General features: G+C 46.1%; 17 protein-coding genes. 3 read left to right on the top strand and 14 right to left on the bottom strand.

Annotation, left to right across the window (positions count from 1 at the left end; all coding sequences use genetic code 11):
* Positions 1–2: 2 nt before the first annotated feature.
* The 4 genes from ACETMN_RS06705 to ACETMN_RS06690 all read right to left on the bottom strand — a co-directional run bounded on the left by ACETMN_RS06705 (position 3) and on the right by ACETMN_RS06690 (position 2,767).
* Positions 3–680 (bottom strand): CpsD/CapB family tyrosine-protein kinase, encoded by a 678-nt coding sequence (locus tag ACETMN_RS06705; RefSeq protein ID WP_091015443.1) that lies wholly within the window; start codon positions 678–680, stop codon positions 3–5.
* Positions 661–1,416: a YveK family protein gene (locus tag ACETMN_RS06700; protein ID WP_197997772.1), complete on the bottom strand. Its 756-nt coding sequence runs from the start codon at positions 1,414–1,416 to the stop codon at positions 661–663. The genes ACETMN_RS06705 and ACETMN_RS06700 overlap by 20 nt, the downstream gene beginning before the upstream one ends.
* Positions 1,417–1,448: 32 nt before the next feature.
* Positions 1,449–2,207 (bottom strand): tyrosine-protein phosphatase, encoded by a 759-nt coding sequence (locus ACETMN_RS06695; RefSeq protein WP_091015446.1) that lies wholly within the window; start codon positions 2,205–2,207, stop codon positions 1,449–1,451.
* Positions 2,208–2,362: 155 nt separating this feature from the next.
* Positions 2,363–2,767, bottom strand: coding sequence for a hypothetical protein (locus ACETMN_RS06690; protein ID WP_143786500.1), 405 nt, complete (start codon positions 2,765–2,767; stop codon positions 2,363–2,365).
* 378 nt (positions 2,768–3,145) lie between these two features.
* On the opposite strand from ACETMN_RS06690, the gene ACETMN_RS06685 reads away from it, so the two are divergent.
* Positions 3,146–3,514 (top strand): helix-turn-helix domain-containing protein, encoded by a 369-nt coding sequence (locus tag ACETMN_RS06685; protein ID WP_017690127.1) that lies wholly within the window; start codon positions 3,146–3,148, stop codon positions 3,512–3,514.
* 97 nt (positions 3,515–3,611) lie between these two features.
* On the opposite strand, the gene ACETMN_RS06680 is transcribed toward ACETMN_RS06685, so the two are convergent.
* From ACETMN_RS06680 to ACETMN_RS06665, 4 genes are all read right to left on the bottom strand, one after another.
* Positions 3,612–3,767, bottom strand: coding sequence for a hypothetical protein (locus ACETMN_RS06680; protein ID WP_179198477.1), 156 nt, complete (start codon positions 3,765–3,767; stop codon positions 3,612–3,614).
* Between the two features lie 230 nt (positions 3,768–3,997).
* The gene (gene gltB, locus ACETMN_RS06675; RefSeq protein ID WP_091015451.1) at positions 3,998–8,596 is read right to left on the bottom strand and encodes a glutamate synthase large subunit; all 4,599 of its coding nucleotides are present in this window, start codon (positions 8,594–8,596) and stop codon (positions 3,998–4,000) included.
* A gap of 672 nt (positions 8,597–9,268) precedes the next feature.
* On the bottom strand, positions 9,269–11,551 hold the full coding sequence (locus ACETMN_RS06670; protein ID WP_091016185.1) for a YhgE/Pip domain-containing protein: 2,283 nt from the start codon (positions 11,549–11,551) through the stop codon (positions 9,269–9,271).
* A gap of 206 nt (positions 11,552–11,757) precedes the next feature.
* A complete protein-coding gene (locus tag ACETMN_RS06665; protein WP_036611349.1) occupies positions 11,758–12,339 on the bottom strand; it encodes a TetR/AcrR family transcriptional regulator in 582 nt (193 codons plus the stop codon).
* 382 nt (positions 12,340–12,721) lie between these two features.
* On the opposite strand from ACETMN_RS06665, the gene ACETMN_RS06660 reads away from it, so the two are divergent.
* Complete coding sequence (locus tag ACETMN_RS06660; RefSeq protein WP_091015453.1) at positions 12,722–13,936, top strand: MGDG synthase family glycosyltransferase; 1,215 nt, start codon at positions 12,722–12,724, stop codon at positions 13,934–13,936.
* 275 nt (positions 13,937–14,211) lie between these two features.
* On the opposite strand, the gene ACETMN_RS06655 is transcribed toward ACETMN_RS06660, so the two are convergent.
* Entirely contained in the window at positions 14,212–15,069 is an 858-nt protein-coding gene (locus ACETMN_RS06655; protein ID WP_091015454.1) for a cell wall hydrolase, read from the bottom strand.
* 130 nt (positions 15,070–15,199) lie between these two features.
* Entirely contained in the window at positions 15,200–15,802 is a 603-nt protein-coding gene (gene thpR, locus ACETMN_RS06650) for an RNA 2',3'-cyclic phosphodiesterase (RefSeq protein WP_091015456.1), read from the bottom strand.
* A 207-nt stretch (positions 15,803–16,009) separates the two neighbouring features.
* Between thpR and ACETMN_RS06645 the strand changes: the two genes are divergently transcribed.
* A complete protein-coding gene (locus ACETMN_RS06645) occupies positions 16,010–16,966 on the top strand; it encodes a D-2-hydroxyacid dehydrogenase (RefSeq protein WP_192133055.1) in 957 nt (318 codons plus the stop codon).
* Positions 16,967–17,268: 302 nt separating this feature from the next.
* On the opposite strand, the gene ACETMN_RS06640 is transcribed toward ACETMN_RS06645, so the two are convergent.
* From ACETMN_RS06640 to ACETMN_RS06625, 4 genes are all read right to left on the bottom strand, one after another.
* Positions 17,269–18,246 (bottom strand): TRM11 family SAM-dependent methyltransferase, encoded by a 978-nt coding sequence (locus ACETMN_RS06640; protein WP_091015459.1) that lies wholly within the window; start codon positions 18,244–18,246, stop codon positions 17,269–17,271.
* A 340-nt stretch (positions 18,247–18,586) separates the two neighbouring features.
* Positions 18,587–20,299, bottom strand: coding sequence for a methyl-accepting chemotaxis protein (locus tag ACETMN_RS06635; RefSeq protein WP_091015461.1), 1,713 nt, complete (start codon positions 20,297–20,299; stop codon positions 18,587–18,589).
* Positions 20,300–20,584: 285 nt separating this feature from the next.
* Positions 20,585–21,610 (bottom strand): MsnO8 family LLM class oxidoreductase, encoded by a 1,026-nt coding sequence (locus tag ACETMN_RS06630; RefSeq protein ID WP_179198478.1) that lies wholly within the window; start codon positions 21,608–21,610, stop codon positions 20,585–20,587.
* Positions 21,611–21,631: 21 nt separating this feature from the next.
* Positions 21,632–23,047, bottom strand: a complete 1,416-nt coding sequence (locus ACETMN_RS06625; RefSeq protein WP_105597648.1) for a deoxyguanosinetriphosphate triphosphohydrolase family protein — start codon at positions 23,045–23,047, stop codon at positions 21,632–21,634.
* Between the last annotated feature and the right edge of the window lie 643 nt (positions 23,048–23,690).

The raw sequence follows: 23,690 nt of genomic DNA, 5'->3' as shown, positions 1-23,690 counted from the left end.
GTTTACTTCTCTCCGTAGCCCACCGGAACTGCAACGTTTTTGATATTGTTCAGGATTGCGCCCAGGATTCGTGCATTCACATGCTCCAGAGCAGCCTTGGTTTTCTTCACCAGTTCCTTCTTGACCTTGCCCGAGTTCACGACCAGCAGCACGCCATCACACAGTGAACTCACAATGAGTGCATCCGTTACCGCGAGCACTGGCGGTGTATCAAACATGATGACATCATATTGATCCTCTAACTTCTCAATGAGCCTTTTCATCCGGTTGGAACCAATCATCTCGGAAGGGTTCGGCGGAATTGGGCCAGAAGTGAATAATTGGAGATTATCGATATAGCTCTCTCTAAGCACGTCTTCCACACTGTACTGATTAGACAGCACACTACTCAGACCGATATGATTCGGTACGGAAAATACCTGGTGCAAGGAAGGATTACGCAGATCCGCATCGATCAGCAGAACCTTTTTGCCTTCCTGGGCATAGGTTACCGCCAGGTTGCTAATGGTTGTGGTCTTGCCTTCGCCGGCTTCGGCTGAAGCCACCATGATCTTTTTGATATGACTATCGATTGAGGAGAACTGAATATTGGTCCGTAATTTACGGTATCCCTCCGAGATTTGAGATTTGGAGTTAAAATAGGTCACCAGACTGTTATTTTCATTGGTTAGCCGCGACATATTTGCCATCCCCCACTTTCTGTTGAGATACGTAATTTTTCGTATTTTTCAGATCATCTTTTTTCATTTTGGATATAACCGTAAGCACAGGCAGGCCCAGTTCTTTTTCAAGTTCACTTTCGGATTTGAATGTGTCATCCAGATAATCCATCAGGAACACAAGTGCAATCGCGAGCACAAGACCTGCGAACAGACTGACAATGATGCTTAATGTGGTTTTCATATTGATTGGAGATGCGTTACTATCCACTTTTGCTTCACTGAGGATAGCCACATTATCGATTTTCATGATTAGGGGGATTTGAGATTGGAACACGTTGGAGATGGCATTGACCGTTTTGGCGGCTTTTTCGTAGGTAGTCCCTTGTACAGTTATGCTCATCACTTGGGATTCGCTGGCTGTAGAGACGGAGGTGCTGTTCATGAGCTGAGCAGAGGTTAAGCCCAGGTCTGGATACGTAGTAGCGACTTTATCCATAATGGCGGAAGATTTAATAATTTCTCTGTATGAGTTAATGAGTTTGATATTGGTTTGGATCATGCTGAAGTCCATCATCGCCTGGCCTTGAACGTTAGAAGTCTGGTTCACGATCAGTTTGGAACTTGCTTCATAGATGGGCTGGGTGAAGAAAATGCTTTTGACCCCTGCACCCACACCGGCTATCAAAGCAATTGCAACAATCAACCACAGTTTCTTTTGTAAGAGTCGAAAATATCCTTTCAGTTCCACTTTCATTCCTCCTATACGTTGTGATCTATCCTATGTAACTACCAGATGGACAGTAGCCATTTGCGAGGTTTCCAGCGTTCTGTGACCAGACACGAATTCGATAGAATGTGCGACGCATTCTCTGCCAGCCGCTTAACGGCTTCAGCTCCAAATCGACGCTCGATAGCCCGCTCTCCTTCACTTATGGCAAATGTCCTTTTGCACGTATCATGTGCATCTGATGAAATGAAATGAAACCCGTTTTCTTTGCAAAAATGAAAACACCACTGCCGAACTTTCCGTCCGAAAAGCCCAGTGAAAGATTGAGCTGTGAGCTGACATAGTCCGCCTTGACTCAAGTAATCAGCCAACAACCTTGGCTTCTTCAAAATGACACGATTACGTTCCGGATGAGCAATAATAGGGGTGATTCCCGCTATTCGTAATTCATGCAGTATCCTGGGGAACTGTGAGGGAATATGACCAAAGGGCAGTTCCAGCAACATGTAACGACTTCCGGCGAGTGTGCAGCACTTTCCTGCATATAAGTCTCCAATCAGGTTGTCATGCACCCTGATCTCCTGTCCGGGACGGATCTCCAGGCGAATGTTACGTTTGCGAAGTTCTGCGTGAAGCAGGTTCACGGCCTGATTGACCACCATCGGTTCATTGTTGTATTGCCCGTTCAGGTGATGCGGAGTAGCAATAATGGAGGTAATTCCTGAGGCTGTCGCCTTCTCAGCCATCGCAACGGACTGCTCCATTCGAACAGGACCATCATCCAGACCGGATAATATGTGGCAGTGCATTTCAACCATATCCAAACTTCCTGAAATAGTATGAGCCCCCTCGCCCCTTTATTCATTGCGCAAATGCTTTTGGTGTTAAAGAACTAATGCATAACGCTATGAAATATAGTAAAATGGCGTTAAGTACATGTTTTGTTCAGAAAATGTTAAGAATCGACTTGGAATTATATGGTGAAATCAATGTAATGATAGGGTTCCTGCAGAGCCTTTTGTTCTGTTGCCTTTTCATACTGAAAACGGGAAACCGCGGGAAACTGAACTTCAGTAAGCATTGTGTTTAACTGTCCAGTTATATATAGTTTCTGTTCGTGCTGAATATGCAAGTTTGAATGATACATTGTGAGCTCTCCGAAGGGCTGTTTCCATTGCAACCTTGCGTGAAGTCGTACACATACATGTTGATCTTCAACATCCAAACCAATGAGCATTTCTGATGATACCGGCAAGTTCAGGTCGCTCAGGAAGGTGATTGCTTGAGTGTCCATTCCAAGTAACAGAACAGGGCGTCTTTTGCGGTCTACCATTTTCCCTTGAAACTCCTGAATGTACATATGGACATTTAATTTCATATCAGCCCATTCCTGAATTATTGAATACATGGTTTCATTCCTTTAGAATGGATTAGCCTACATGGACTGCCTCCACTTCCTTCTCACAGGTATATGGCCCAGGCAACAAGGAGATACTTAAAATATTCCAAATGATACATTTTGTAACTCCATACGTCCAATTTACGATACAATACGTATCATGTCAAGCGGTATTTGGACATGGTTCTTTTGATTTACGACAATTTGAGATGTCCTTAGACAGACCTATTTACAAATGGAAATGAGTTAAAGGAAACACATGAGGAGATACTCTTTTGCAGGAAAGCTGCCCTGATCAAACACTTGGCTCAGGATTGTTTCAATATATATTTGATGTCGTTCAGGGGGAAATAGCTTATGAGCTACGGAAATCGCATTGCTGAATTACGGGAACAGCGGGGACTTACTCAAGAAGAACTTGCGAGCTCCATTCATATTACCAGAGCTGCTCTCTCCCACTACGAGAAGAACCGTCGTAAACCGGATTTCGAAGTGTTAACGAGACTTGCTGACATCTTTGAGGTGTCTATTGATTATCTTATAGGACGTACAAAGCAAAGCGATGTTGTGATGGATGAAGATGTACGTGAATTCGTTGATACCTTGGAGTTGTCGGATAAGGAAGTGTTGGAACGCTTCGATCTGATGATTGATGGGAAGTCCTTAACAGAAGAAGAGGCACGTCGTTTTATTGCGTTTGTCCGAATGGAACGCAGTATGGACTAAACCCGAAAAGAGGACCCAGTTCCCGAGAGATAACATCTCTGGCTTCTGGGCTTTTTTTGTGTCTTAATTCCCTTTCATTCCATGCTTGTCTATTGTGTCAAGGACGCTTGGTGTTGACGGAGGATACGAAATGGTTCCAACGCTCCGGGTCGATTCCGCATTGCAGTAAAACCTTCATGATGTCCATCTGGGTTGCTTCGACTTGTTTACCTGTCGGCCTACGATCGTCCCTGTTTGGATGCTTCATATTCATTCCGCTAACCTCTCTTATCTTTATACTTTCCCTGCCCTCCAAAACTAGCCTTATTATACTTGAGAAAGTTCCTCGATGTTGTCGTCTCATGGCGATAACGTTTTTTGAAGGGGTTCTAATTTTGTCGAAAGCAAAATAGGAGCAATATGGTGCCGGGATGGCAACCATATTGCTCCTATTATTCTTAATACAACCTGTTCATGCACTTATACGTTTGAACAAGGAAGTTATTAACCTCCAGCACGTGCAAGTTCACGCATATTCGCTTCAAACGCTGCAAGCAGCGCTGCGTCTCCAGTCAAACCTGTTGCCTGAATCCGTTCGATCTGTTCTGTCATACGTTTGAAGTCCTTCGGAATAACCCGAACGAACTGATTCAGCGCATCTTGCCAGTTATCCAGAACGCGCTGACCGACAGCACTTCCTGTATTGGCAACATGACGTTGAATCATGCCTCGCAGATCTGCACTTTCGGCCACATCTTCGATACGCTCCAAAAGAACCATTTCCAGATTACAACGTTTCAGGAATGTGCCTTCCGGATCATACACATAGGCAATACCTCCGGACATCCCTGCTGCAAAGTTACGACCTGTATCACCCAGTACAACGACACGTCCACCTGTCATATACTCACAACCATGGTCGCCTACCCCTTCAACGACTACTTTGGCGCCCGAGTTACGTACAGCAAATCGCTCACCCGCAATACCACGGATATACGCTTCGCCGCTTGTTGCTCCGTAGAGAGCCGTGTTACCGATAATGATATTATCTTCCGCCTCAAACGTTGCTTTCGGAGAAGGCATCACGATCAGTTTACCTCCGGACAGTCCTTTACCTACGTAGTCATTGGAATCCCCTTCAACGGTCAAGGTCATACCTTTAGGTACAAAGGCCCCAAAGCTTTGTCCGGCAGAGCCGACAAATTTGAATTTAACCGTATCTTCAGGCAATCCTGCGAGTCCATATTTGCGTGTGATCTCACTACCCAAAATGGTACCTACTGCACGGTTAACGTTTGTAATTGGAAGCACCGCTTCAACCGGTTGACCGGATTCAATAGCAGACTGTGCCAATGGCAGCAATTGTTGCATATCCAGCGTTTCTTCCAATTGGTGATTCTGATGCTGTGTGCGGTAACGTGCAGAGCCTTCCGGCATTTCAGGCACGTGCAGCAATACAGACAGATCCACACCTTTTTTCTTCCAGTGATCTACGGCTTCTACCGTTTCGAGGCAATCTGTACGTCCGACCATCTCCTGAATCGTACGGAAACCAAGATCAGCCATGATCTCACGCACATCTTCAGCAACAAATCGCATGAAGTTAACCACATGAGCTGGATCACCCATATAATTTTTACGCAATTCCGGATTCTGTGTCGCTACACCAACCGGACAGGTATCCATTTGACAGACACGCATCATGATACAGCCAAGTGCAACGAGCGGTGCTGTAGAGAAACCATACTCTTCTGCTCCAAGCAAGGCTGCAATCGCCAAGTCACGGCCGTTAAGCATTTTACCGTCTGTTTCGAGGACAACACGGTCACGGAGATTGTTCAGCATCAACGTTTGATGTGTCTCTGCAAGACCTAGTTCCCAAGGCATACCTGCGTGGCGAATCGAACCTTGCGGTGATGCACCTGTACCACCGTCATATCCGCTGACGAGGATGATATCGGCACGGCCTTTGGCTACACCAGCTGCGATGGTACCCACGCCCACTTCCGATACAAGCTTCACGTTAATCTCAGCACGCGGATTGGCATTTTTCAAGTCATAGATCAACTCTGCCAGATCTTCGATCGAGTAGATATCGTGATGCGGTGGAGGCGAGATCAGACCTACACCTGGTGTTGAACCACGGACTTCAGCAACCCAAGGATACACTTTACGTCCTGGCAGTTGTCCGCCTTCACCTGGTTTAGCTCCCTGAGCCATTTTGATCTGAATTTCATCGGCATTAACCAAGTAGTTGGATGTAACACCAAAACGTCCGGATGCTACCTGTTTAATCGCACTGCGACGGGAATCCCCATTGCTATCTTTAATGAAGCGAGCCGGATCTTCTCCACCTTCACCGGTATTGGATTTACCTCCAACACGGTTCATAGCAATGGCAAGATCTTCATGCGCCTCTTTACTGATCGAACCGAAGGACATTGCACCTGTTTTGAAACGACGCATGATATCTTCTACGGATTCAACTTCTTCGAGTGGAATGGAATCTCCAACTGGTTTCAGTTTCAGCATGGAGCGAATGGTCAACAGTTGATCATTCTCACCTTGTACAAGTTTGGAATATTTTTTATACAGCTTGTAATCCCCAGTGCGTACCGCATGTTGCAGAGTATGAATGGTTTGCGGATTGAACAGATGCTCTTCTCCGTCGTTACGCCATTGATAATCCCCACCGGAATCCAATACTTTATCGTTACCGTCTTTTTCCGTAAAGGCACGGTTATGATGTGTCAACGCTTCGGCTGCCACTTCTTCCAACCCAATTCCACCGATACGGGAAGGTGTCCAGGTAAAGTAACGGTCAACGAAGTCTGATTTCAGACCTACCGCTTCAAAGATTTGAGCTCCACGATACGATTGAATCGTAGAAATCCCCATTTTGGACAACACTTTAGTAACGCCTTTGGTAGCTGCTTTAATGTAGTTTTTCACTGCTTTCTCATGCGAGATACCACGCAGTAACCCTTGCTGAATCATGTCATCCAGCGTTTCAAAGGCCAGATAAGGGTTCACCGCACTTACACCGTAACCCAGCAGCAACGCGTAGTGGTGAATATCACGCGGTTCTGCCGATTCGAGCATAATGCTGACTTTTGTTCTGGTTCCCTGGCGAATCAGATGGTGATGCAGACCTGCTACAGCAAGCAATGCAGGAATGGCAGCATTCTCTGCGTCCACACCGCGGTCAGACAGGATCAGAATGTTATGACCTTTGTCGATGACACGATCCGCAGCTTCGAAGAGCAAATCCATCGCTTTGCGCAGTCCTTCTGCTCCTTCCGCAGCGGTGAAGAAGATTGGAATCGTCATGGAGCGGAAGCCTGGGCGACGCACATGGCGAATCTTCGCAAAGTCTTCATTCGACAATACCGGTGTATCCAGACGGATCTGGCGACAGCTCTCCGGTTCTGGATTCAACAAGTTGCGCTCAGGTCCAATGGTTGTTGCCGTAGACGTTACAATCTCTTCACGGATTGCATCGATTGGCGGATTGGTTACCTGGGCGAACATCTGTTTAAAGTAGTTGTACAGACGCTGCGGACGATCCGACAGCACAGCCAGCGGTGCATCATAACCCATCGAACCCGTAGCTTCCATACCTGTTGTTGCCATGGGCTCCAGGATTTTACGCAGTTCTTCAAATGTATAACCATATGCCAGCTGAAGCTGGGTCACGTTATCATGTTTTGGATCAGGAAGTTCCGGTGCTTCCGGCAACTCGCTCAGATCCATCAAATGCTCATCAAGCCAATCCTGATACGGATTCTCGGCTGCAATGATTGCTTTTACTTCCTCATCCGCGATGATGCGGCCTTCTTGTGTATCCACAAGCAACATCCGACCTGGGCGCAGACGATCTTTGTACAGGATCTCTTCCGGTGCGATATCAAGTACCCCAACTTCTGAGGACAGGATAATACGGTCATCCTTGGTTACATAATAACGAGCTGGACGCAAACCGTTACGGTCAAGTGTTGCACCAATTTGCAAACCATCTGTAAAGGCCATTGCTGCTGGTCCATCCCAAGGCTCCATCATCGTGCTGTGATATTCATAGAATGCCTTTTTGGCAGGGTCCATTCCCTCATCCGTGCTCCAAGGTTCAGGGACCATCATCATGGCCACGTGTGGCAGAGAACGGCCGCTCAGATACAGGAACTCCAGTGTGTTATCAAACATGGCTGTATCCGAACCGTCTGGATTGATGACCGGTTTTACTTTCGCGATGTCGTTACCGAACAACTCGCTCTCGAACAAGGACTGGCGTGCATGCATCCAGTTCACGTTACCACGCATCGTATTGATCTCACCGTTGTGGATCATGAAGCGATACGGGTGGGCACGTTCCCAGCTCGGGAAGGTGTTTGTACTGAAACGGGAATGCACAAGTGCAATAGCCGATTCAACAAGGTCTTGCTGCAGATCCAGATAGAACTCTCCCACCTGTTCTGTTGTCAGCATGCCTTTATATACAATTTTGCGACAAGACAAGCTTGGAAGGTAGAATGAACCGCCTTCTGCTTCATCTGCCGAATAACGAATAGCCAGCTCAGCACGTCTGCGAATAACATACAGCTTACGCTCGAATCCAAGCTCATCCTTCACATCTGCTGATCTTCCAATGAACACCTGACGTACATAAGGTTTCGCTGCAAGTGCAGAACGGCCAAGCATTTCATCAAAAGTAGGAACATCCCGGAAACCCAGGAACGTCTGTCCTTCTTCTTCAATAATCTTCTTAAGGCTCTCTTCATGTGCACTACGGATGGCAGGGTCTTGGGACATGAACAACATCCCTACGCCATAGAAACCCTGTTCAGGCAATGCAAAACCAAGACGTTCCGCTTCCTGTGCAAAATAGCGATGTGGGATCTGAATCAGGATACCTGCTCCGTCACCGGAATTTGGTTCACTTCCCTGTCCTCCACGGTGCTCCATGTTACTAAGCATGGTCAGTGCCTGACTAACGATATCGTGTGAAGGTACTCCTTTGATGTTGGCAACAAAACCCATTCCGCATGCGTCTTTTTCGAACTGCGGGTCATACAGACCCTGTTTTGGAGGTAATCCGATGTGTCTCATGGAACGCAACCTTTCTATAATGAAGTATTTCGGAAAGATCAAGAACATAGGCAACAGGCAACAATGAAACGGGAGGAGCTGGCCTTTCGCTTGCGATAGAGCCTGCTAGATAGAAGAGGGGACAGCATGAGACTGTCAAAAATAATGCCTGCTATTGGGCAGAAGCCATTAAATGAGATGAGCTGATCCGGACGATCCGGCAAACAGCCTGTATAAATCAACACGCAGCCGCTGGCACGACTACTGAAATGGAGCGACGTTTTTTTGATATAGTTCTATTATTTTAACACCGACCTAACATCAGCGCAATTTAAACTTTTTAATACCTCTGATAAGAAATGTTTTGCAGTACAGCTTTACAGTAGTGACGTTTAAATTCATCTCTTTTTCGAATAATTATACACTTTTTAAGCCAGAGTACAACTGAATTAAATTGCTGACAGAAGAAAATCGTTCCATGTACAGCCTAGGTTTATCCATAATCCCACCAAATTTTCACTGCTTAAGCCAGCGAAACTTTACTTCTCTATGCATTTGTATACAAAATAGCCTGCAACCCCTTTTTGGGGTCACAGGCTATTTGCACTATTTGACTACTATATTGCATAATTTCACTACAAGAAAATAAAGTTTTTTTTCAAAAATATGACCCTGCTGAAGATCAGGTTCGACTTATGCCGTCACAACTTGACCAGAATCAGCCTGTTCGACTTCTTTTTTCGGACGTCTGCCATTCCAAAGGAAGTAAGCAAGCGTCAGCAGGATGGATACACCTGCATAGATACTAAGAATTCCTGCCTGATGCCACATCACATCCAGATTACCACTCGATACCACGGCTTTGAAGCCCATAATGCTGTGTGTCATTGGCAACCAAGGGCTAAATGCTTGAAGCCATGATGGAATCAGTTCTACCGGGAAGGTCCCTGCACTAGCCGCAAGCTGGAAGACCAGAAGCAGAATGACAACATAACGTCCAGGCAGATCCAGCCAGGTTACAAGTGCCTGAACGATCAACATGAAGGTCAGCCCTGTAATAATGGTAAACAGATAGAACAGCCCTACGCTGTGCGTCTCCAGTCCAAGACCATATAACATGAAACTTGCCACAATAACCGATTGAAAAATACTCACGGAGCCAAATACCAGTGTCCGGCTGACAAAACGATTCCAGCCTGTTGCACCCGGTACGGACGTTTCCCGCATTTTCAATACAATCGTGGAAATCAATGATCCCACAAACAAACCAATCGACAGGAAGAACGGTGTCAATCCTGTACCATAATTGCTCACGTTCTCTGCTGTGTTCTCCGAGGAGTTTACAGGTTCAGCGAACATGTTCACCACATCATCCGTTTTCTTAACTTCAGATGTTTTCTGAGCGGCATCATTCAGCTTGGTTGCCAGTTCACCTGAGCCATCTTTTAGCTCGGTAAGACCGTCAGCCAGTTTGCCAGCGCCATCACCCAGTTGCTTGGAACCATCGGTTAGTGAATTAACGCCACCACTGAGTTTACCTACACCCGTTTGCAAAGCCGTTGTCCCTGAGCCCAGCTGCTTGGCACCATCTGCAAGCAATGTACCGCCACTTGCAGCATCACCCAATTTGCCGCTGAACTGCTTCAGACCATCGGAGAGCTTCGCTCCTCCTTGACTAAGTTGTCCGGCACCAGCTAGCAATTGCTGCTGACCATCCACCAGCTGGTTTGCACCAGCAAGAAGTTGCTCCTGACCTCCATGAAGCTCGGCTGCACCTGCAGCCAGTTGCTGGTTACCCTGATGCAGCTGATCTGCACCCTGCGCAAGTTTCTGCTCGCTTTCATGCAGTTGTGCACTGCCATCCGCAACAGCTTCACTTGCCGCAAGCAGTTTCTGTACATCCGCATTTTCGGCCAGTTCGGGGTTCGATGCAGCAAGCTGTTTCAATCCGGCGGCTACGCCCTGTGCACCATCAGCAACCTTGGAGCTGCCATCTACAGCCGATTGCAAGCCTGTTGCCAGTGTCCCGCTGCCCTGAACGGCACTTTGCAGACCATCCGACAGCTTCGCACTGCCCTGTTCTGACGATTTCAGGCCAGCCTGCAGCTTACTTGTGCCATCCAGTGAAGACTGGAGTCCGGTTTCCAACTTGGCGCTGCCATCCTTCAACTGATCTGCTCCACTCTGAAGCTGGCTCGAAGCAGCTGCCTGAAGCTGTTGCAGACCGGATACAAGATTCGATGTTCCACTTTCAAGCTTGGTTGCCCCAGTGTGCAGCGCGTTAACACCATCACTTAATGGAGAAAGTCCTTCCTGAAGTTCAAGCGTTCCTGATGCAAGCTTCGCCAGGTTATCCTTAAGCTTAACAGCACCATCATCCAGTTTGCCTGCGCCGGTATTCAGTTCACCCGCCCCATCACCTGCCTCAGCCAAGCCATCCGATACTTCGGAGAACTTGTCGAGCAATGTTTCTGCATAGGATTCCGTTACTTTGGCTGAGACTTTTGCTTTCAGGTCCTTAATAGCGGTCTTACCGATCTGTGCACCGACAAAACTGTAATTGCCGTTTGGTTCATAGATCAGATCAGCCGGCTCCGGCTTGTCATCGAGCAATGTTGTTGCTTGGGATGAGAAGTTCTCCGGAATCGTAATTTGCATATAATATTTGTCATTACTCATGCCTTCTTTGGCTTGACTCGCACTGACAAAATCCCATTTGAAATCGGCATTTTTCTTCAGTTCATCCACCAGATCACTACCCACATGGAGGGATTTGCCCTCCAGCTCAGCGCCTTTATCCAGATTGACAACGGCAACCGGCATCTCATCCACATGACCATACGGGTCCCAATAGGCTGCCAGATAGATGCCACTATACAGGATCGGTATGAACATTATTGCAATAACAGGGATCAACACCTTCGGGTTTCTCACGGCCGATCCCACATCCTTGAAAAACACGGATAAAGATTTCATGTCATTTTCTCCCCTTAATCTCTCTGCTCCATGAGCAGGAATAACCATAATGAAATACAATGTCGCATTCCAGAAAACATACTGAAACACGAAGTGACCACTTTCCTCAAACGGTCACTTTAGGACAAAAAAACAACCTGTCTTCCGACAAGCCTCCCTGCTTGATACGCGTAAAAATCCTTATATTATAGTAGATTAAATTCGGATTACGTTACAGCAGCAATTCCTTCCATTAAGAAAAGGCGAAAGTAAGTCTTAATTTCCTCTTTGCTCAGCGGTTGATGTTGTTTGCTCCAGTCTGAAGTGAGTGCAATGTACAGGCGAATCATCATAAATGCGACGACTTGCGGATCACAATCTCGAATCTCTCCATTGTCTTTTGCTTTCTCAAGCTCCTTAGCCAGAAAGTCGGAGATTACTTTCTCCACCTTGTCCAATCCTTCCTTGGCCTGCAGCGTTCCAAAGTCCTTCAGCTCCTGAGATAACTTAACGAGCAGATCGTGATCACGACGAAACTCTAACAATGCATCCAGTACCCGAAACAGATTATCGAAAAATGCACTTTCCTGATGTACTTCACGATGCGCGATGTTTTTCATTTCCTGAATCACTTCTACCAGGATCTGATCAAACAATTGTTCCTTATTGGTGAAAAACGTATAGATCGTTCCTTTGCCAACGTTCGCAATCTTGGCGACCTGATCCATCGTCGTTGCTTTGTATCCAAACATGGCAAACGACTGGGCTGCTGCATGAATAACCTGCTGTCTCCTGTCAATCGGAGCCATCGTATCCCTCCTTTAATCACGTTCATTGTTCAATCGCTCTACATAAATGACCAAAAATACAATTCAGTCATTCGGTCAAAAACTACAATACCACCTTCAAAAACAGATTGCAACCCTAACATTTTAAAAATTGTGTTAATATTTTTTAACCTAAATGCAGTGGAAACTCCTTCTGTCGTCGTCTATAGTGTAAGATGACTCAGATAATACGTGTATATAATGAAGTTTAGTTTGTCTCATTGTAAGATATATGGTGTAAATATTCATAGAAGAAACATGATTTTGTGCTTCAATGTATATTCATGTAGTAACGCATTCCATAGCTAGAATAAACAATGAATATCTTCTTTTTGAATTAAAACTTATGAATAAAGGTGAACTCATGCGAAAACCAAGAGTGCTCTTATTATCGGAAGGTTTCGGTACCGGTCACACTCAGGCCGCTCATGCGCTGGCACATGGCATCAAAAAAGTCAGTCCACATGTTCACAGTCGTGTCATTGAACTAGGCAAATTTTTGAACCCAACGGTAGCTCCATTAATTTTCTCTGCATATCGAAAGACACTATCGGTTCAACCCAAACTGGTCAGCCTGTTGTACCGCACACAGTACAATAAATCATTAAATGGTTTTACCAAGCTGGCGTTGCACCGAATTTTCTATACACAGACGGCACAGGTCGTATCCCAACTGAAACCCGATGCGGTGATCTGTACCCATCCTTTTCCGAATGCTGTCATCTCCCGGCTCAAACGCCAGGGTCTGAATATCCCGCTCTATACGGTCGTGACGGATTATGACGTGCATGGAACATGGATTAATCCCGAAGTGAACAAATATCTGGTCTCTACCCCTCAGGTCAAAGCATTGCTTGAGATCCGGGGTGTCGATCCCTCCCATATTCAGATCACGGGAATTCCTGTGCATCCAGACTTCTGGGAAGCAGGAGATAAGGTGAAGCTACGGGAAGAGATGGGGCTTCAGAACATGCCTACGGCGCTACTTATGGGTGGCGGATGGGGACTTTCGTTTGATGAGGATCATATGAAAGCTCTCACGTCTTGGGCAGATCGTGTTCAATTGGTCTTCTGTCTAGGAAGTAATGAAAAAATGATTGCAAAAATGAAGGAAATGCCTTGCTTCCAGCATCCGAATATTCGTATTTTGGGATATACACGGGAAGTAAGCAAACTGATGGATTTATCCGATGTGCTGATTACGAAGCCAGGTGGTATGACATGCACTGAAGCGTTGGCCAAGGGTCTACCGATGTTGTTCATTCCTCCAATTGCAGGTCAAGAGGAAGAGAACTGTGAATACTTTGTACAAGCCGGATACGGCCAGGTCATTCACTCTGCCGACGTGATCACCAATCGTTTCAGACAACTAGTTGAGCAGGCATCTACTCAAACTGAAAGCCCGCTGAACGTAGCGCATCATTCAGGTAACCATTCGGTCTATGATCCGAAGTGCTGTGCTCAAGCTGTTCATGACTTATTGTTTCCAACGACAGCCGATGTCACAACAACCTCCTTGGAGCGCTTCACAGCCGGAATTACTGCCACGTCCTTGTCAGGTACCAGAATACCATTCTGACGCCTCTACGGACCTATAGAATAGCTCTCACGAGGTGTTATAGGGGACAAGACAATTGCTCACGATATACAAAGAAGGTTCCCTTCCGCATTTTTGGAAGGGAACCTTCTTTTATTTTCACGAATTCCACCGTATGATTTGGCAGAAAAAAGGGTAATTTAGAGTATAACGATATTTTTAAATAACGAAATAAAACTACGATTCAGGCTTTTTCAAGGGCCGTGTGATGCACACACAGTTAACTACCCTGCCTGTTTGCAGAATTTACGGGTCGATTACTTGTAAAAAGTATGATGACCGATCGTTTTTACTTTTTTCTGCGAACGAGCAACTGTCAGATCGTCGGCAAGCGTCAATGATAAGAAATAATACGTATCATCGGCAACTTCCTTCTTCCCGTTCAACGCAGCATTCACTGCTTTGATGCTGTCCTCGTTGGGAACCACACGCTTCATGCGTCCGTTCGCTACAGGACTAAACTGGGATTTCTGATAGATGACCTTGTAAATGGTATCGGGAAAATTGGCTGACCGCAGCCGGTTTAAGACAACATTGGCAACTGCCACTTTGCCTTCGTACGGTTCACCTTCCGCTTCTGCCATGACGATTTTTTGCAGCAGATGCAGTTCTTTATCGGACACACTGTATGACCAGGTTGCAAGTTTCGAGTCTTCCTGGTTCAGAAGTTTGGTCCGTGTAAAGTATAGTTTTTGGGGGGGAGTTGTTACAGCAGCGACTTCTTTGGCACGTTTCACTTTGGCCAATTTCAGTGCAGCTTCTTTTTTGGCTTTGGCCGCAGCTACCGCTCTAGCTTTGTTCTTGGCCTTGGCTTCTTGCAATTCCTGCTCTTCTTGAGCAGTTGTAAGCCAGTTCTTCGCTGGCAGAGATTCAGTCCACGCTACAGTTTGGGCAGACAGATTAGAGGACAGACTTGTCCCATCTTCCATCATGCGCCTCTCTTCTTGCGTAGATGTTTGATTATTTTGCCCAGAAGCCGCAAGTTCGGTCATCTGTTTACTATCACTAGCTTCATTCCACTTCCCCGTCGCCTGAACGACATTTACCCCCACTATACATACAAGCAGCACTGATAACATCGGTGCTACCCAACGATTTTTGCTTATAATGTTCATTCGAAGATTCCTCCTGTCGAAACAATTCCCTTAACTAAGTAACCCAAAAAAAAGAATTTGAATAACGATGGCTAATATTACATAGGGATAAACGTTATGTCAATGTGATTTTATGGCATAAAAATGATTATCAGGAAAAAGTGAACGTGTCCACTACCTCATACATTGGCGATTGGCCAAGCCTTGTCACATAAAGTACAATGTCCTCCACCATCCATGAATTAACACCTGTGGAATGTTCCGGAAGCACTCCAGATACCCCTTTATTCTCATTACCTGGAACCTGTCCCAGATATTTTCTGGCAATGGTAATGTGGGGAGCATAAGGTCTTAATTCAGCTTCATACCCAAGGGGCGAAGTCGCCTGCACGATTTGTTTTTGCAATGAAAACAAGCGCTCTATCTCTCCGCTAACACCTTTCCAAAGCACCTTAGGTGCTTCTTCAAGCCCAAATGTGCCCCAGTCGGAAAGCTGAAGTTCAAACGGCTGGAATCCGCTTGTTGCTGAGCGCAATGCTTTTCGCAGGTGTCCGATGTCACTAACTAACGTATCCCCCAGAAATTGCAAGGTTATATGATAATCTCTATGATCTGTCCATTTACGAAAATCCAGCTTGTTCTGTACAAGCCTCGCATCCATCTGAAGAGACTGCTGAACAGCAACAGGAAGACGAATGGCTACAAACAATCTTTCCCGTCGGGAGGAATGATCCTGATGTGATTGGTTATTCATTGCATACACCTCTCTAAAGTTCGCTCTATTATTTCATAACTATACATATCGTTTCAAGTTGGGTAAGTATAGAGTGACACAAATATAACCATTTGCAAATAAGGCTAGATTCCTGCATTTCCCACCTTAATGCACATCCAACACCAAATCTGATACACTTTAATTATCAAACTCATCAAACTATTTATCTCAGGAGGACCACACATTATGGGTAAAATTGTATGTTTTCCATCTCTATCCGAAGAACAGCAAGAGCGCATTCAGAATGCTGCACCGGGATACACCCTGAAATTCGGAAAAGCCAAGGAATTGGATCCCGCTGAGTTGAAAGAAGCTGAGGTTATTTTAGGTTGGTCCCCACTCGTCACAGAGCATGCATTGAAACAGGACAGCCTGTTGAAGTGGGTTCAGGTCTGGTCTGCTGGTGTAGACAATCTCCCCTTCGCAGATTTGCAACAAAAGAACATTCAGGTCACCAGTGCAAATGGAGTTCACGCGATTCCTATCACCGAAATTATTCTGGGCATGATGTTATCCCACAGTCGCTGGCTGAGACAAGCTATGCTGCATCAACAACAGGCCGAATGGAAAGCTCCTGCCAAACCACTACCGGAACTGCATGGCAAAACAGCGGTCATCGTTGGTGTAGGTGAGATCGGTACGGAAACAGCCCGTATTCTCAAAGCACTCGGCATGCACACAATCGGAGTTCGCCGCTCAGGTAAGGATGTCCCCAATGTGGACCAAATGTACGACATGACCGGTTTACATGAAGCCTTGAGCCAAGGCGATTATGTAATTAACATTTTACCGCTAACTGATGAAACCAAACATATATATGATCAAACTGCATTTGAGCAGTTCCGATCCGGTGCCTGCTTCGTCAATGTGGGCCGTGGCCCTAGTGTGAAAACGGAAGCGTTGCTGAATGCACTCCAAAACGGTCAAGTTGCTTTCGCTGCACTGGACGTGTTCGAAGAAGAACCTCTTCCTGCAGACCACCCGCTATGGAGCATGGATAACGTGTTAATTACGCCCCATATCGCAGGAAGTACAGAGCAATACGCGGATCGAGCAGTCGATATTTTCGTCAAAAATCTGGAAGCTTACGTCGCTGGCGATACCCTGCCGGTGAACCTTGTGGATTATAGTCATAAATATTAACACAAACACCCGTTCCCATGCAATATTGTGCAAATCAAATCAACGATTTCAATAGAACTAAAAAATATTTACACTTGCAACTTCGATGACAGAACAACCTTCCGATCACTGTTATTCCCAGATTTTTTTAATTCACTTGTAGAAAGGTTAAAATCTGTGAATAAAGGTGAACGCTCCGCTTCTTCAGGTTATTTCTGTCCTCTACGTTCTCGTGTAAATCATTAGTTCAATTGAAATGTACACAGTAAAAAAACTCTACCTCTGGAAATTTCCCTAGAGGTAGAGTGTTTGTTTTTTTACGCTTACATACAAAGCCAAATATGACGTATAAACGTGCCTTTGTGTACTGTTCGGTACTCTTTTACAGCCCATCCCACTTCCAACAAGTGCTCTTCTACCCACTCTGTGGAAACAATCACTGCCCGTTTTGCCAATCTGCGCAAACTCTCCAGCATGGCTCGTTGCTCAGCATCCGGAAGTACAGAGCAGAGATTATAGGGCATGTCCAGAATTGCTGCATCATACAAATCTTGCAGCTCATTCATATCCCCCAGTGTGATTCGATCCGAATCATACCCATAATGCGGCAGATTGATACGTGCACCTCGGACAGCCAGCGGATTGAGATCGTTACCTTTTGCATCAATTCCCATGGATAAAGCCTCAATTACAACCGTTCCCATACCGCAGCATGGATCAAGCAAGAGATGGTTTTCTACTCTCGGAACAGCAATATTAACCAGCGCTCTGGCGAGCGTGATGCCAAATCCAGTCGAGTAATTTTGCGGCTTCTGCCGGTGAATCTGCCATGATCGATCCGCTTCTGTCCACTGGCCCAAGATCCATTTTTCTCCTGTTTGGATTAGGCCGAAAGTCACCTTAGGTTGTTTCATCTGTGCCTTGCCCTTAATGCACATGCCGATTTCTTTTTCCAGTTGACGAGACTGTGCATAATCAGGGGTATGGTCCCCTTCTTTCAGACAAACCACCTTAAATGTCTCTTCAGGCAACAGATGAATATCTCTGGCAAGAGGAAGCAAATCAGTCACGGCATCCCCTTCGCCGATCACGTCAAGTCTGCCATGGATAAAAGGACTACGTCCAGGTGGAATACATCGTTCAGACCACACATACGACCCCATATCCATAGGGATCTCCGAACTCGGTTCAAGCAGCGTATTCAGCTCCAGCATGCATAATTCTTGCTCGTTCTCGTGGCAAGCAAAGGTGTAGAGGTGTTTTCCAGAAGTAGCGTAAATACCAAGTGTTTCATCAGGCAAAATCCCCCTCTCCTTCCTTCATTAATCATGTTTCTTCTATATAAATAGTAAGCTCATTGAAGACATATCAAATACGACTCATACGTTTGCTTCAGGTAGTCATTGTATACAATGTTAGGCTCCTAAACAACTATCCATTTCCTTGCACGTATCTATTTGGAAAGAAAAAAGTAAGGTGTTCCCATTGTTTAGGAACGCCTTACTTTATTTTGAGATTATAACATTGGAAACCTAATCATTATTGCTGGCAAACGTTATAGGCCAACAGCTCATATATCATACTGATTTCTCACCAATCGCCGCCTGCTTGATTCCAGCTTCTTCTATTATAAGAAGAAGGTTATATTTTTAATTTTTCAATGGATGTAAGCAAATCTTCCGATAATTCTTTCAGACTTTGAATGTTGCCGCTAATCGTTTCCATGGAACTTACCTGCTCTTCCGCCGATGCAGAAACTTCTTCCACACTCGCTGCCGATTGTTCCGAAACAGCGGAAATCTGCTGACTGAAATCATTCATTCGTCCGCTTGCCTCCTGCATACCTGCGAGACCATCTGTCATCGTGCTGATGACACCAACCATGCCTTCCACCGATTCGTTAATTGTACGGAAGAGTTGACCTGAAGCAAGCACATGTTCCTGACCCAGTTCGGTCTCCTGAACGCCCGTACGTAATTCCGCAACTACCCCTTGTGACTCCTGCTGAATATCCTCGGTAATCGCTGTGATCTCTTCGACCGAAGTCTGCACAGCCTCAGATAACTTCCGCACTTCTGATGCAACTACAGCGAATCCGCGTCCACTCTCTCCCGCACGTGCTGCCTCAATGGAGGCATTCAATGCCAGCAGATTGGTTTGACGTGCAATGTCATGAATGACCTGAACCAGCTTGGAAATATCTTCATTTTTACGATTCAACCGTTCCATCTTGTTCATGGAAGCCGAGACCGAACCGGAAATCTGTTGCATCTGCTGCACCGACTGTTCCATCGCCTTGCGACCATTCAGCCCTTGCTCCAGTACAAGATCCGACATGACGCGCAGCTGGCTACCTTGTTCCGTATGATTCTGAATGTGATCATTCAACACTTCAACCGTACGAGCTGATTCCACGGCTGTCTCTGCCTGGCTCTCCGCGGCCTTGGCTGACTCTTCCATGGTCACAGCAATTTGGCGACTACCAATCTTAACCTCTTCTGAGGATATTGCAAGTTCTCCACTTTGCAGATTGACAGCTTGCGCAATTCGTCTGACGCTCAGAACCATGGAAGTCAGGTTACCTTTCATGTCATTCACCGCTTTGGCCAGAACACCGACTTCATCCTCATGTTTGGTATGTATGTCCTGAACATTCAGTTGGCCTTCTGCAATCAGTTTCACCGCACTAATGACACGTAGCAGTGGTTTCACGACCTGTGAACGAATAATCGGAATGCTGATCGCTGTAATGACAATCATGACAAGAACACCGATAATGATGATTAACCTACCATCCTGCACCGATCGGATCGTTTGGGACGCCGCCAGATTGGACTGTTCCTGATTGTATTCCACGAGATAATCGAGATCGACTTGCATAGTGTCAAAGGAATCAGCACCTTTATCAGCTACTTCCTTCGCCAGCTGTGTCTGACCCTCATCACTCAGCTTGATCGATTGCGTATTAATCTTGAGATATGCTTCCCATTTGTTCTTGAACGCAGACCAGTGTTCGAGCTCTTCCGCAGACTTCTCCTGCTGATCATAAATTTTAATCGCCTGCGTCGTCTCACGAATATACTTGGTACGCTCTTCTGACAAAAATGCCTTGTCTGTTTCTTCCGCGTCAAAGTGACGATAACTTAGTGACAGGACATGCTCTGTGGTATAGTTTAACCGATTAATTTGCTGGATTGATGGCATCCAATTGTTCGTAATTTCATTGGTATTGGTTTCAATTGAATTCATCCGGGTGACAATCGTGACACTCAAAACAATTAAACAGAGGATTAACAAGTAGAACGCGATGCTGATACGCAGACCGATACTCTTGATCTTGAATCTGCTGAACATATGATTTCCCCCTTGACCTCTTCGGTCATCCCGAATGCAGGTGCGTTTGTCATTGTTTTCCCCTTCTTTTGACCTCTTGTCAAAAGAACTTATCTATATTATATCGATAGGAAAATAGACGTAAAGTATTATAACATTATTTTGTCATTAAGATGCTTGGTTTTGTAAAAGATTGTTGAATCTTGACAAAGTTCAAACCGAAGAGCTGCAGCATACGGTAAAGTCCCGATCTGCAGCTCTTCGGTTTGTTCGGATTTCAACGGCTAACATCATAAAGCGATCAGCCTAGTTCAGTATTGCTGTCTTATGCTCAGCCAGCAATCGATATGAATCCAACCTGCGCTTATAATCTGGTCCTGCCGTAACCAGAAGCAACCTCTCCGTATCCAACCTGCTACTCACCTGTTGCAATCGCGCCCATACCTGCTCAGCTGTACCTGCATAGTGCCGCACCGATTCTTTATGATCAATAACGGCTGCATCATTCGTGTTAGAGACCGTGATACCACTTGAATTCGGCTCAGTTGAACGTTCTTTCCCATTTGCCTCGCGTCTCTCCATCATGTCACGACTCCAGGCCATAGCATCCGTCTCCGACTCGGCACACAATACGCTGACTGCCACCATAACCTCAGGCTCCTTCATCGTTGCACTAGGAATAAATCCTTCCCGGTATCGCTTTACAGCCTCTGTACCATCGGCATCACTCATGAATTGACCAAATACATATCCCATGCCAAACCGTGCCGCAAATTCTGCACTCTTCACGTTAGTTCCCAACATCCAGAGTGATAACGGAAGCTTGGGAATCGGACGAGCTGTCACGGGATGATCCTCGTACATGTAGCGGTCTTCGAGCAATTCTGTGAGTGCTGCAAGTGATTCGGGCAGCTTGGACACATGCTGCAAGTAATTGCCACTGAGTGCCATCGTGGCATGAGGTCCACCGCCAGGAGCACGTCCGAGCCCAAGCTCAATGCGCCCCGGATAGAGCGCAGCCAGCAGGCGGAACGACTCCGCAACCTTGAGTGGGCTATAATGCGGCAACAAGACCGCACCAGAGCCAAGTTGGATCGTTGTCGTCCTTGCTCCGATGTGGGATAACAGTACTTCGGGAGAGGCCGATGCCAGTTCAGCCATATCATGATGCTCTGATGTCCAGTATCGGGCGTATCCCCAAGACTCGGCATGTTGCGCAAGTGTAACCGATTGTTGAAGTGCCTGTTCCGCTGTGGCATCGTTTAACCTTGGAACAAGGTCAAGTACGCCCAGACTGAACGTCTCACTCATTCGCTTAGCCACGCGTCTCATCTCCCTTTATATCGGTTCATTTTAATCCAGATCGTAGATCGAACCCACCTTCAGACCGTAGAGTTCATTATATATTTTCTCGGCAAATGCATCCGTCATTCCTGCGATATAATCGATCACCATGTGTTCCCAAGTCCAGATCGGCTGGGCTTTTGCCTGATCCTTCTCATAACGCTGCAGCCAGTCGGATGGAATAATGGATTTGGACGTTTCCGGATCGAGGAATGCATCCCATAATCGCTTAATCATCCACTCACTGCGCTTCTGTAGCCGTTGCACACGCAGGTCACGAATCATCGTCACCCAGGCAAAACTCTTGAGCACACTCACCGTACGCAGCATATCGAGGTCTTCAGCCCCTTCACGGACAAAAGTTACCTTCTTCCAGTCGCCGTCGTCAATAACGCCCAGGCTACCTACAAAAAAGCTCACCCAATAGGCTTTCACTTCACGACGGGTACGTGAGTAATCATGCTCGCAGAACGGCATCTTCTCATTCCAGATGCGCAGGAACGAAGCGAGGACCTCTTCTACCTTTTGCCCAATCGCTTCTCGGGTCCATCCGTTCCAGAACAGATCCTCCAGCGTTGTAATCTTATCCACAATCAGTCGATTCACATGCGGATCTTGCAGGAAATGCTCATGTACTTCAATTTTGCCTGCTTTGATGCCATCCTCCAGGTCATGTGAGGAGTACGCAATATCGTCGCAGAGATCCATCAGCTGTGCTTCCAGCGTCTTCTTGCCTGCCGGCACGTTCCAGCGTTCACGGATCTCCCGAATATATTGCCACTCATGATGATACATGCCTTTCTTGCTCTCTGTCCCGGGGTACGGATACTTGTTGATTCCAAGCAATACCGCATCAGACAGGTTCAGTCCGTCGATATCTTCACGTTTCTCCAAGTGCATAATGAGACGGAAGTTGTGCGCATTGCCTTCAAAATGCTCATATTTCCGTTTTAACTCGGCACGGACTTCAGACTCGACCTTGGGAACTTTGGCGCTGCGGCTTTTTTTCATGATTTTCTTAGCTTCGGTGTTGATGAGGTCATCCAGAATACCATCCAATACTTCTTCACCTTTATGTCCAAACGGCGGGTGACCGAAATCATGTGCGATTGCAGCACACTCCACCACTTCTGAATCAATAATAAGGCCGGGGTTATCCGCACGGTCCCAGTCCACCTCGGGAAAACGACGAATCAGGCTGCGGGCAGCCTCTCGTGCAATCTGCGCCACCTCCAGGGAATGGGTCAAACGAGTACGATAATAATCACCCGTTCCTGCACCAAACACCTGCGATTTGCCCTGTAACCGACGGAAGGTCGGTGAATGAATGAGTCTCGAATAGTCCCGTTCATACGCTGCACGAGATCCATCCAATTTGGTTAATTCAGGATATTGTCTATGTTCTCTCAGATCGTTCCATTGCATGGGGATCACTCCTAGCCGACTGTCTCTATTTTGAGTGATTATACACAACATCTGTGGTTTCGAAAAGTAAAACCTGTCTGCGATTGTCATCTCTTCTTACATCAACTTGTAATAAACAGTCCTCTTCTCTTATTATACCCTGCCAGACTATCATCCGTGCATCTAAATGATAATGATTCATATTAGAATTACACTATCGTGACTTATGACAAAAAAATGCCTTATACAGCTTGCGCGGCCGTTCCGGTTACGGATCGTTCTTCTGATCGCTGTTATTCCCAAATTTCTTTGATTCCCTTTAAAAGGGAGAAATTCGGGAATAGCGTATGCTTCCGATGCAGCTTTCTTGCAGAAAGCTTTCAGGCGACCGCTCCGCTTCTTCAGAATCGATTCCGTCCCCTTCACTACTTTTGCTGTCCTTTAAATGTATTCACCATTCAGCTCGCTAAAATCGAGTGAAAATTAAGTTCAACTTATATTAATATCCATCATTTGCTTCAATGATAGTCTACCTCCCCCGCGCCCTCCCAGTTGTAGGTAAAAACAAAAAAACCGACAGGACGGAAACGCCCTGTCGGAGTGGAGATGATGGGTGCAACGGTATTTTGTAGTTTCCAATCCATATAAGCACTGAACCTTAGAC

The sequence above is a fragment of the Paenibacillus sp. M2 genome (assembly GCF_046713495.1).
GTDB classification, from domain to species: Bacteria; Bacillota; Bacilli; order Paenibacillales; family Paenibacillaceae; genus Paenibacillus; species Paenibacillus amylolyticus_B.
Note: the sequence above shows the minus strand (reverse complement) of the source record. Positions and strands in the feature narration are given on the sequence as shown.

What these genes read in the sequence shown, in the direction of transcription:
- ACETMN_RS06700 (WP_197997772.1), bottom strand. Translation starts at nt 1,416, where the DNA reads ATGAAAGTGGAACTGAAAGGATATTTTCGACTCTTACAAAAGAAACTG.
- ACETMN_RS06645 (WP_192133055.1), top strand. Translation starts at nt 16,010, where the DNA reads ATGGGTAAAATTGTATGTTTTCCATCTCTATCCGAAGAACAGCAAGAG.
- ACETMN_RS06655 (WP_091015454.1), bottom strand. Translation starts at nt 15,069, where the DNA reads ATGAACATTATAAGCAAAAATCGTTGGGTAGCACCGATGTTATCAGTG.
- ACETMN_RS06670 (WP_091016185.1), bottom strand. Translation starts at nt 11,551, where the DNA reads ATGAAATCTTTATCCGTGTTTTTCAAGGATGTGGGATCGGCCGTGAGA.
- ACETMN_RS06630 (WP_179198478.1), bottom strand. Translation starts at nt 21,610, where the DNA reads ATGAGACGCGTGGCTAAGCGAATGAGTGAGACGTTCAGTCTGGGCGTA.
- ACETMN_RS06660 (WP_091015453.1), top strand. Translation starts at nt 12,722, where the DNA reads ATGCGAAAACCAAGAGTGCTCTTATTATCGGAAGGTTTCGGTACCGGT.
- ACETMN_RS06690 (WP_143786500.1), bottom strand. Translation starts at nt 2,767, where the DNA reads ATGAAATTAAATGTCCATATGTACATTCAGGAGTTTCAAGGGAAAATG.
- ACETMN_RS06685 (WP_017690127.1), top strand. Translation starts at nt 3,146, where the DNA reads ATGAGCTACGGAAATCGCATTGCTGAATTACGGGAACAGCGGGGACTT.
- ACETMN_RS06625 (WP_105597648.1), bottom strand. Translation starts at nt 23,047, where the DNA reads ATGCAATGGAACGATCTGAGAGAACATAGACAATATCCTGAATTAACC.
- ACETMN_RS06635 (WP_091015461.1), bottom strand. Translation starts at nt 20,299, where the DNA reads ATGTTCAGCAGATTCAAGATCAAGAGTATCGGTCTGCGTATCAGCATC.
- ACETMN_RS06705 (WP_091015443.1), bottom strand. Translation starts at nt 680, where the DNA reads ATGTCGCGGCTAACCAATGAAAATAACAGTCTGGTGACCTATTTTAAC.
- ACETMN_RS06665 (WP_036611349.1), bottom strand. Translation starts at nt 12,339, where the DNA reads ATGGCTCCGATTGACAGGAGACAGCAGGTTATTCATGCAGCAGCCCAG.
- ACETMN_RS06680 (WP_179198477.1), bottom strand. Translation starts at nt 3,767, where the DNA reads ATGAATATGAAGCATCCAAACAGGGACGATCGTAGGCCGACAGGTAAA.
- ACETMN_RS06695 (WP_091015446.1), bottom strand. Translation starts at nt 2,207, where the DNA reads ATGGTTGAAATGCACTGCCACATATTATCCGGTCTGGATGATGGTCCT.
- gltB (WP_091015451.1), bottom strand. Translation starts at nt 8,596, where the DNA reads ATGAGACACATCGGATTACCTCCAAAACAGGGTCTGTATGACCCGCAG.
- thpR (WP_091015456.1), bottom strand. Translation starts at nt 15,802, where the DNA reads ATGAATAACCAATCACATCAGGATCATTCCTCCCGACGGGAAAGATTG.